Consider the following 7768-nt stretch of genomic DNA (forward strand, 5'->3'; position numbering starts at 1 on the left):
CCTGATTTTTGAACTGACCAACGGCAATGTCTGGGTACGCCACCACCGGCTGCCTCATCGTTAAGGGAACTGGGCTATGAAACAGATCAAGGTCATGCTGGTGGATGACTCCGCCGTGGTCAGGCAGGTGTTGCAGGCCATTCTGGAACAGGAACCTGATATCAAGGTGATTGCCACCGCGTCTGACCCGCTGTTTGCACTGGAGAAGCTGAAAAAAGAGTGGCCCGACGTGATAGTGCTGGATGTGGAGATGCCGCGCATGGATGGCATCACCTTCCTCACCAAGATAATGGCCGAGCACCCGACCCCTGTGGTGATCTGCTCTTCCCTGACCGAGAAGGGGGCGGAAACCACGCTGCAGGCCATGGCTGCCGGCGCAGTGGACATCATCACCAAACCCACGGTCGGGCTCAAAAATTTTCTGCAGGAGTCGGCGCAAGCGCTGGCCATGGCAGTGCGTGCCGCCGCCCAGGCCAATGTCAAACGACTGGGCAAGGCGCCTTTGACCACTGTCGCCGCCAAACTCAATGCCGACGCCATCATGCCCGCAGCCAGCCCGCATGCCATGGCCCAGACCACGGAGCGGATCGTGGCGATCGGCACCTCTACCGGCGGCACCCAGGCACTGGAAGCCGTGCTGACGACTCTGCCTCGCGTCTGTCCCGGCATCGTCATAGTGCAACACATGCCGGAGAAATTCACCGCCTCCTTCGCCGAGCGACTCAACAACCTGTGCCAGATAGAAGTGCGGGAAGCAAAGAGCAATGACAGGGTCATTCCGGGTCTGGCGCTCATAGCGCCGGGGGGCAAGCACATGCTGCTCAAGCGCAGCGGGGCCTACTATCACGTCGATGTGATCGATGGCCCTCTCATCAACCGTCACCGCCCTTCGGTGGACGTGCTGTTTCGCTCTGTGGCCAAATTTGCCGGTGGCAATGCCACCGGCATCATCATGACGGGAATGGGGGATGATGGTGCTCGCGGGCTAAGAGAAATGCTGGAGGCGGGCGCCAACACCTTCGCCCAGGATGAGACCTCCTGCGTGGTATTCGGCATGCCCAAGGAGGCCATCAAGCTCGGGGCTGTCCGCCACATACTGCCGCTGCAGGACATTCACCACGCGATAGTGGGCCGCTAGCTGCACTTGCACATCAGCCAGCACATAGAAGTAGCCGGCCCAGCTGCATACCTGATGCTGGCCAAAATACTCGGCCATCTCGGTCTGAAGTGGCCGAGATAGTCGGTCATGGCCGCGATCACGGCATGATGAATCCGAACGCTACCCTTACCGTCGAAAAAGATGGGATCTTGCCATCAAGCAGTTGATTGAGGGCGGGAAACTGGCCGCACAACACGGCGATATCGAGAGCCTGCATATGAAGAGCCCACCGTCCCCATTAACATTTTAACAAAATGGTGAGAGTAAGATGCGGTAGCCGCAATCTCCATCCGTGAACCAGTCAACCATCACAGTGACAAGATGAGGTCATATTTTCAGTATAAAATGCTGAGGCTCGGTGCAGAACCCACCCGCCCCATCAGTGCCTGCCGGCACGGGTCTCTCGCCGTATTCATGCCGGGAATCGACATAGAAGTCGTTGATAAGGATGAAAAATGAGCGAAAAATATCAAAAAATGACCAGTTCGCACTTTTTTGTCGCCAGATATCACCAGAAGGGGTTCACAAAGCTGCCGGATCTGATAGTATGCGCCTCGCACTTGGGGAGGGGTTCCCGAGCGGCCAAAGGGATCAGACTGTAAATCTGACGGCTCTGCCTTCGAAGGTTCGAATCCTTCTCCCTCCACCATTTTCCCGATTGAAATGGCTGAATAACCTATGCTTTACCCCTGTGGAGGGGTTCCCGAGCGGCCAAAGGGATCAGACTGTAAATCTGACGGCTCTGCCTTCGAAGGTTCGAATCCTTCTCCCTCCACCATTCAAGTGCAAAAGTAGTGACAATCAGGAAATACCCCGTGGAGGGGTTCCCGAGCGGCCAAAGGGATCAGACTGTAAATCTGACGGCTCTGCCTTCGAAGGTTCGAATCCTTCTCCCTCCACCATCCTTTAGAAGACCCGGCCTAGCGCCGGGTTTTTGCTTTGTAAAAATGACTCCATTTGGCACTGTCAGATCTGACAATTGCATAAGCTGCTCTTTTTGGAAACAGTAGTGCTCACACAGTTCGGAGTCATGGATAACCATGTTTGAAATTTGGGATGAGGCAGGACAGGCAAGCGACTTGACGCTACCACAGTTGCAGCAACGGCTGACCAGTTATCGAGGCGAAGTCATGGTGCGCTACACCAATCGCATCGGACTGCCGACGACCCTGTTCCTGACTGTCGATCAGGGGTTGGCCTATCAGCGCTTCAAAGCGGACAGGCCCCTGCTCGACTGGGCCTGGCTGGCACAAGCCGTGCACGCGACCGACCCGGGCAGGGAACCCATGCTCTCCTATCTAGACGCCGTCTCCCGCTGATATCCCCTTTCAAGACCGGGCAAACAACCCGGTCAGCTCATCGACTATCTGCTGTAACAGAGCCCTGAAATCCGCCAACTCGGCTTCACACTGCCCGGCACCCTCCCTGCGGATCTTCTCCTCCAGATGCCATGCTTGCTGCGCCAGATCGCGCACCATCATCATGGATGATGGTGCCAGTCTGACGATGCACCCAGTTCGCCAACACCGTCTTGCTGCTGGTGCAGAGCCAGACGCACAAGGTGGGCATGAAGATCTGGTTCGAGGTGCTGGAGCACGCCCCGCTGCACAGCAGCACAGGGCACCGATCGAGGTACTGCGTGCTCATGGTGCCCACATCACCTGCGATGACTTCGGCACCCAGGAGTGGCGGATGCTGACCGATCTGGTGGAATACCTGCCGCGACTCGGTATGAAGGGTGTATGTGAAGAGGGTCGAGACACTGCAACATATCGAATCGGCTGCGACTACCAGCAGGGCTACGCCTACGCCATGCCCCCCTATCTCGCTGGGCCTGACCGGCCCCTGACATTCCTCACGACTCGCGCCGGCAACCATTACCTGTCAAATTGCATGATGGCGTGGGGGCGAGTACAATCTCGCACCCCGTATATCAGGTGCATCCCATGCAATCTTGCATAATGATGTACACCATCGGGTAGTTGTGTCGCGAGCGCCGTCTCGTACCACGGCTCAACCAATCCGGCGCCATCAGGTGGCGCCGTCCTGATTTGCAATCAGATACTAAGAGTCCAACATGTTCAGACCAGAATTGCTCTCCCCCGCCGGAACCCTCAAGAATATGCGTTACGCCTATGCCTATGGCGCCGACGCCGTCTATGCGGGCCAGCCGCGTTACAGCCTGCGGGTACGCAACAACGAATTCGATCACGAGAATCTACAGCTCGGCATTAACGAAGCCCATGCGCTGGGCAAGCAGTTCTATGTGGTGGCCAACATCCAGCCCCACAACTCCAAGCTCAAGACCTTCATCCGCGACATGCGTCCCGTGGTGGAAATGAAGCCGGATGCGCTGATCATGTCCGACCCCGGTCTCATCATGATGATGCGCGAAGCCTTCCCGGAGATGCCCATCCACCTCTCCGTTCAGGCCAACGCAGTCAACTGGGCCACGGTGAAGTTCTGGCATCAGATGGGCCTGACCCGTGCCATCCTCTCCCGCGAGCTGTCCCTCGACGAGATCGAAGAGATCCGCATGCAAGTGCCAGAGATGGAGCTGGAAGTCTTCGTCCACGGCGCCCTGTGCATGGCCTACTCCGGCCGCTGCCTGCTCTCCGGTTATATCAACAAGCGCGACCCCAACCAGGGCACCTGCACCAACTCCTGCCGCTGGGAGTACAAGGTGCACGAGGGCAAGGAAGATGACGTGGGCCAGATAGTCCACCGTCAGGAGCCCATCGCAGTTCGCCCGGACAATACCCTGGGGCTCGGCAAGCCGAGCGACGCACTGGTGCTGCTGGAAGAGTCCAACCGTCCGGGTGAATACATGACGGCGTTCGAGGATGAGCACGGCACCTACATCATGAACTCCAAGGACTTGCGCGCCGTCGAGCACGTCGAGCGCCTGACCAAAATGGGCGTGCATTCGCTGAAAATTGAAGGCCGCACCAAGTCCTTCTACTACTGCGCCCGCACCGCTCAGGTCTATCGCAAGGCCATCGACGATGCGGTCGCCGGTCGTCCGTTCGATCCTACCCTGATGGGCACCCTCGAGAACCTGGCTCACCGTGGCTACACCGAAGGCTTCCTGCGCCGTCACAACCACAGCGAGTACCAGAACTACGACTACGGCTACTCCGTCTCCGACACCCAGCAGTTCGTCGGCGAGATCACTGGTCGCCAGGGCGACATGGTGGAAGTGGAAGTGAAGAACAAGTTCCTGGTGGGCAACAGCCTGGAACTGATGACACCGCAGGGCAACGTCAGCTTCAACCTGGAGCAGATGCAGAACCGCAAGGGCGAGCTCATCGACACAGCGCCGGGCAACGGTCACGTGGTCTATGTGCCTGTTCCTAAAGAGATCGACATCAACTACGGCATACTGCTGCGCAACCTCGGCGATCGCCAGGACACCCGTCAGCCGCACTCGGCGGCCTGATATGTCCCTGCTCATCACCGACAAGTGCATCAACTGTGACATGTGCGATCCCGAGTGTCCGAACCAGGCCATCAGCTTGGGGGAGGAGATCTACGAGATAGACCCCAGTCGCTGTACCGAGTGCGTCGGTCACTATGAGAAGCCGACCTGCATCAGCGTCTGCCCCATCGATTGCATCATCTGGGATCCCGCCCACGTGGAAACCGAAGCGCAGTTGCTGGAGAAGTTTGTGCGGATGCACAGGCAGTAAAACTCCTGCAGACAGTCGTAAAGAAGCCCCGCATGCGGGGCTTCTTTACGTTTGGTGCATGCCGTGCCTAGACGTATTCCATAAAGACCCGGGAGGTGAGCTTGGTGATGAGTTCGTAGGGGATGGTGCCAATCTCATCGGCAACCCGCTCCACCGGCAGCCCCTCACCCCAGAGCACGGCTTCGTCACCGGCCTTGTCGGTAGCGCCCGGCCCCAGATCCACTGTGGTCATGTCCATGGAGACGCGGCCCACCAAGGGTACTATGCGGCCATTCACCAGCACTGAGGTGCCGTTGGGCGCCATGCGCGGATAGCCATCGCCGTAACCGATGGCAATCACACCGAGCCGGGTATCACGATCAGAAACCCAGTTGGCGCCGTAACCTACCGGCTCACCCGCCTTGTGATCTCGCACAGCGATGAGCTGGGTCCTGAGGGTCATCACAGGTTGCAGGTCGTAATCCGCCGCCACCGAATGGGGGAAGGGGGATACGCCATAGAGGATGACACCGGGACGGATCCAGTCACAGTGGGAGTCCGGCCAAGCCAGGATCCCCGCCGAGTTGGCCATGGCCCGCTCACCCAGCAGCGGCGCCGTCAGACGGCTGAAGAGATCAATCTGCTCGCGGGTGGTGGATTGATCGAGCTCATCGGATCTGCTGAAGTGAGTCATGATGTTGAACGGTTGCACCACGTTCTTGCACTTGGCGAGACGTGCGATAAAGGCGGGCATCTCATCGCTGCGCACCCCGAGGCGGTGCATGCCAGTGTCGAGCTTGAGCCAGGCCACCACGGGGGCAGGCAGTTCGACCTGCTCCAGCGCTTCGAGCTGCTCCCAGGTGTGGACCGCTGTCTGCAGGTTGTTGGCCGCCAGCACCGGCAGATCATCGGCCGAGAAGAAGCCTTCCAGCAGCACTATCGGTTTGACCACGGCGCAGGAGCGCAACATCAGCGCCTCTTCGATGCGAGCCACGGCATACGCGTCGGCATCCACCAGGGTACGGGCAACCGGCAGCAGGCCATGGCCATAGGCGTTAGCCTTGACCACTGCGATGATCTTGCAATCGGGGGCATGCCGTTTGACCACGGCGAGGTTGTGGCGCAGGGCCGCTGTATTGATTTGGGCAATTGCCGCTTTCATCTGTTTTCCCTTACGAGGGCATGATGGCACGTAAATGCGCCAGGCACCGTGTGGTGTCAGCCCTTAATTGTCATCGTCTAAGGCCGGACCGGCATAATTGTCGAACCGGGAAAACTGTTTCAGGAACCGGAGGCGGCACCCACACAAGCGCCATCCCCCGGATTAGTAGTCATCATCAAACGCAGGACCAGCATAGTTATCGAACCGGGAGAACTGACCCTGGAAGGTGAGGCGCACTCGCCCGATGGGGCCGTTACGCTGCTTGCCGATGATGATCTCGGCAATCCCCTTGTCGGGACTGTCATCGTGATACACCTCATCACGGTAGATAAACATGATCAAATCCGCGTCCTGCTCGATGGAGCCGGATTCCCGCAGATCCGAGTTGACCGGACGCTTGTCGGCGCGCTGTTCCAGGCTTCGGTTGAGCTGAGAGAGCGCCACCACGGGGCACTGCAGCTCTTTTGCCAAGGCCTTGAGGGATCGGGAGATTTCACCTATCTCCAGGGTCCGGTTGTCGGAGAGTGCGGGCACCCGCATCAGCTGCAGGTAGTCGATCATGATCATGGATAGGCCGCCGTGCTCACGGGCAATGCGGCGCGCACGGGAGCGCACGTCGGTCGGGGTGAGGCCGGAGGCGTCATCGATATACATCTTGCCCTTCTCGAGCAGCAGCCCCATGGTGGAGGAGAGGCGCGCCCAGTCTTCGTCGTCGAGCTGACCGGTTCGCACCTTGGTCTGGTCGATACGCCCGACCGAGGCGAGCATACGCATGATGATCTGCTCGGAGGGCATCTCCAGCGAGAAGATGAGTACCGGCTTCTCGGCGGTGAGCGCCGCATGCTCGCACAGGTTCATGGCAAACGTGGTCTTGCCCATGGAGGGACGGGCCGCCACGATGATCAGATCCGAGCGCTGCAAACCTGCCGTCATTTTGTCGAGATCCCCATAACCGCTCGATACCCCGGTCACGCCGTTGTGCGGGGTCTTGAACAGCTCTTCAATCTTGTCGACCGTCTGCTCGAGGATCAGCTTGAGCGGCTGCGGCCCCTCGTTGGCGCTGGTGCGCTGCTCGGCGATCTGGAACACCTTGCTCTCGGCCAGATCGAGCAGATCGCCCGAAGTGCGTCCCTGCGGCTCATAGCCTGCTTCGACTATCTCGTTGGCGACCGAGATCATCTCCCGCACGACCGCCCGCTCACGCACGATTTCGGCGTAGGCGTTGATGTTGGCGGCACTTGGGGTGTTCTTGGCGATCTCCACCAGATAGGCGAAGCCACCGGACTCTTCCAGCTGCTCCGAGCGTTCCAGCTCCTCTTGCAGCGTGATGAGATCGATGGGGTTGCCCACATTGGAGAGGCGGGTCATGGCCTGGAAGATCAGCCGGTGCGGGCGGCTGTAGAAATCCTTGTCGATCACCCGTTCGGCGACCCGATCCCAGGCGTCGTTATCCAGCATCAGGCCGCCCAGTACGGACTGCTCGGCCTCAAAAGAGTGGGGAGGAACTTTCAGCTGTTGTGTCTTGGCGTCTTTTTTCGCCGTCACTTGCTCTGCCATACACATAAAAACCGCAGCGGGAAGGGGACGGGAATTTTACAAAAGAAACCCCGCCATCGCGAGTGCTAATGCACGCTATTCACCTCTGTCTGGTGCAACCCTCCTCCTGATGGTGGCTGGCACCACTTGCCGATGAACTATGCCAGGGGCTCACCCCGGCCTCATACCATGATAAAGGCTATGTCCCAATTACGTGTTGCATGGGGCGCCCCAGCGCCTCAT

Annotated in this window: 7 protein-coding genes, 3 tRNA genes and 2 pseudogenes; 8 read left to right on the top strand and 4 right to left on the bottom strand. The window is 59.0% G+C overall.

Features of this window, described 5'->3' with window-relative positions; translation table 11 throughout:
• The first annotated feature begins 76 nt into the window (after positions 1–76).
• Complete coding sequence (locus tag AAC083_RS19050; RefSeq protein WP_108537433.1) at positions 77–1138, top strand: protein-glutamate methylesterase/protein-glutamine glutaminase; 1062 nt, start codon at positions 77–79, stop codon at positions 1136–1138.
• An 86-nt stretch (positions 1139–1224) separates the two neighbouring features.
• On the opposite strand, the pseudogene AAC083_RS23350 reads toward AAC083_RS19050, so the two are convergent.
• Positions 1225–1376, bottom strand: a pseudogene (locus AAC083_RS23350) (cysteine desulfurase-like protein); the annotation flags it as partial.
• A gap of 347 nt (positions 1377–1723) precedes the next feature.
• On the opposite strand from AAC083_RS23350, the gene AAC083_RS19055 reads away from it, so the two are divergent.
• The 4 genes from AAC083_RS19055 (at position 1724) to AAC083_RS19070 (ending at position 2478) form a co-directional block, all read left to right on the top strand.
• Positions 1724–1808, top strand: a tRNA-Tyr gene (locus AAC083_RS19055).
• Between the two features lie 44 nt (positions 1809–1852).
• A tRNA-Tyr gene (locus AAC083_RS19060) sits at positions 1853–1937 on the top strand.
• 39 nt (positions 1938–1976) lie between these two features.
• Positions 1977–2061: transfer RNA gene (locus AAC083_RS19065), tRNA-Tyr, on the top strand.
• A gap of 138 nt (positions 2062–2199) precedes the next feature.
• Positions 2200–2478: a hypothetical protein gene (locus AAC083_RS19070; protein ID WP_108537434.1), complete on the top strand. Its 279-nt coding sequence runs from the start codon at positions 2200–2202 to the stop codon at positions 2476–2478.
• 9 nt (positions 2479–2487) lie between these two features.
• Here the strand turns inward: AAC083_RS19070 and AAC083_RS19075 are convergent, their stop codons facing one another.
• Positions 2488–2643 (bottom strand): hypothetical protein, encoded by a 156-nt coding sequence (locus tag AAC083_RS19075; RefSeq protein WP_308811024.1) that lies wholly within the window; start codon positions 2641–2643, stop codon positions 2488–2490.
• 44 nt (positions 2644–2687) lie between these two features.
• On the opposite strand from AAC083_RS19075, the pseudogene AAC083_RS19080 reads away from it, so the two are divergent.
• The 3 genes and pseudogenes from AAC083_RS19080 to AAC083_RS19090 all read left to right on the top strand — a co-directional run.
• Positions 2688–3121 (top strand): annotated as a pseudogene (locus AAC083_RS19080) (hypothetical protein); the annotation flags it as partial.
• Between the two features lie 115 nt (positions 3122–3236).
• Entirely contained in the window at positions 3237–4598 is a 1362-nt protein-coding gene (gene trhP / locus AAC083_RS19085; protein WP_021140913.1) for a prephenate-dependent tRNA uridine(34) hydroxylase TrhP, read from the top strand.
• A 1-nt stretch (position 4599) separates the two neighbouring features.
• Positions 4600–4848 carry a YfhL family 4Fe-4S dicluster ferredoxin gene (locus AAC083_RS19090; protein WP_042034997.1) on the top strand — a complete coding sequence of 83 codons (249 nt, stop codon included), beginning with the start codon at positions 4600–4602 and terminating at the stop codon, positions 4846–4848.
• Between the two features lie 67 nt (positions 4849–4915).
• Here AAC083_RS19090 and alr read toward each other — a convergent pair whose 3' ends face one another.
• A complete protein-coding gene (gene alr / locus AAC083_RS19095; protein WP_042034998.1) occupies positions 4916–5989 on the bottom strand; it encodes an alanine racemase in 1074 nt (357 codons plus the stop codon).
• Positions 5990–6151: 162 nt separating this feature from the next.
• Positions 6152–7546, bottom strand: a complete 1395-nt coding sequence (gene dnaB / locus AAC083_RS19100; protein ID WP_042034999.1) for a replicative DNA helicase — start codon at positions 7544–7546, stop codon at positions 6152–6154.
• Positions 7547–7768: the final 222 nt, after the last annotated feature.

The organism is Aeromonas sp. HMWF014, from assembly GCF_963878295.1.
Classification (GTDB): Bacteria; Pseudomonadota; Gammaproteobacteria; order Enterobacterales; family Aeromonadaceae; genus Aeromonas; species Aeromonas popoffii.

Coding starts and splice junctions, on each gene's coding strand:
- alr (WP_042034998.1), bottom strand. CDS start 5,989: ATGAAAGCGGCAATTGCCCAAATCAATACAGCGGCCCTGCGCCACAAC.
- AAC083_RS19075 (WP_308811024.1), bottom strand. CDS start 2,643: ATGATGATGGTGCGCGATCTGGCGCAGCAAGCATGGCATCTGGAGGAG.
- AAC083_RS19090 (WP_042034997.1), top strand. CDS start 4,600: ATGTCCCTGCTCATCACCGACAAGTGCATCAACTGTGACATGTGCGAT.
- trhP (WP_021140913.1), top strand. CDS start 3,237: ATGTTCAGACCAGAATTGCTCTCCCCCGCCGGAACCCTCAAGAATATG.
- AAC083_RS19050 (WP_108537433.1), top strand. CDS start 77: ATGAAACAGATCAAGGTCATGCTGGTGGATGACTCCGCCGTGGTCAGG.
- dnaB (WP_042034999.1), bottom strand. CDS start 7,546: ATGGCAGAGCAAGTGACGGCGAAAAAAGACGCCAAGACACAACAGCTG.
- AAC083_RS19070 (WP_108537434.1), top strand. CDS start 2,200: ATGTTTGAAATTTGGGATGAGGCAGGACAGGCAAGCGACTTGACGCTA.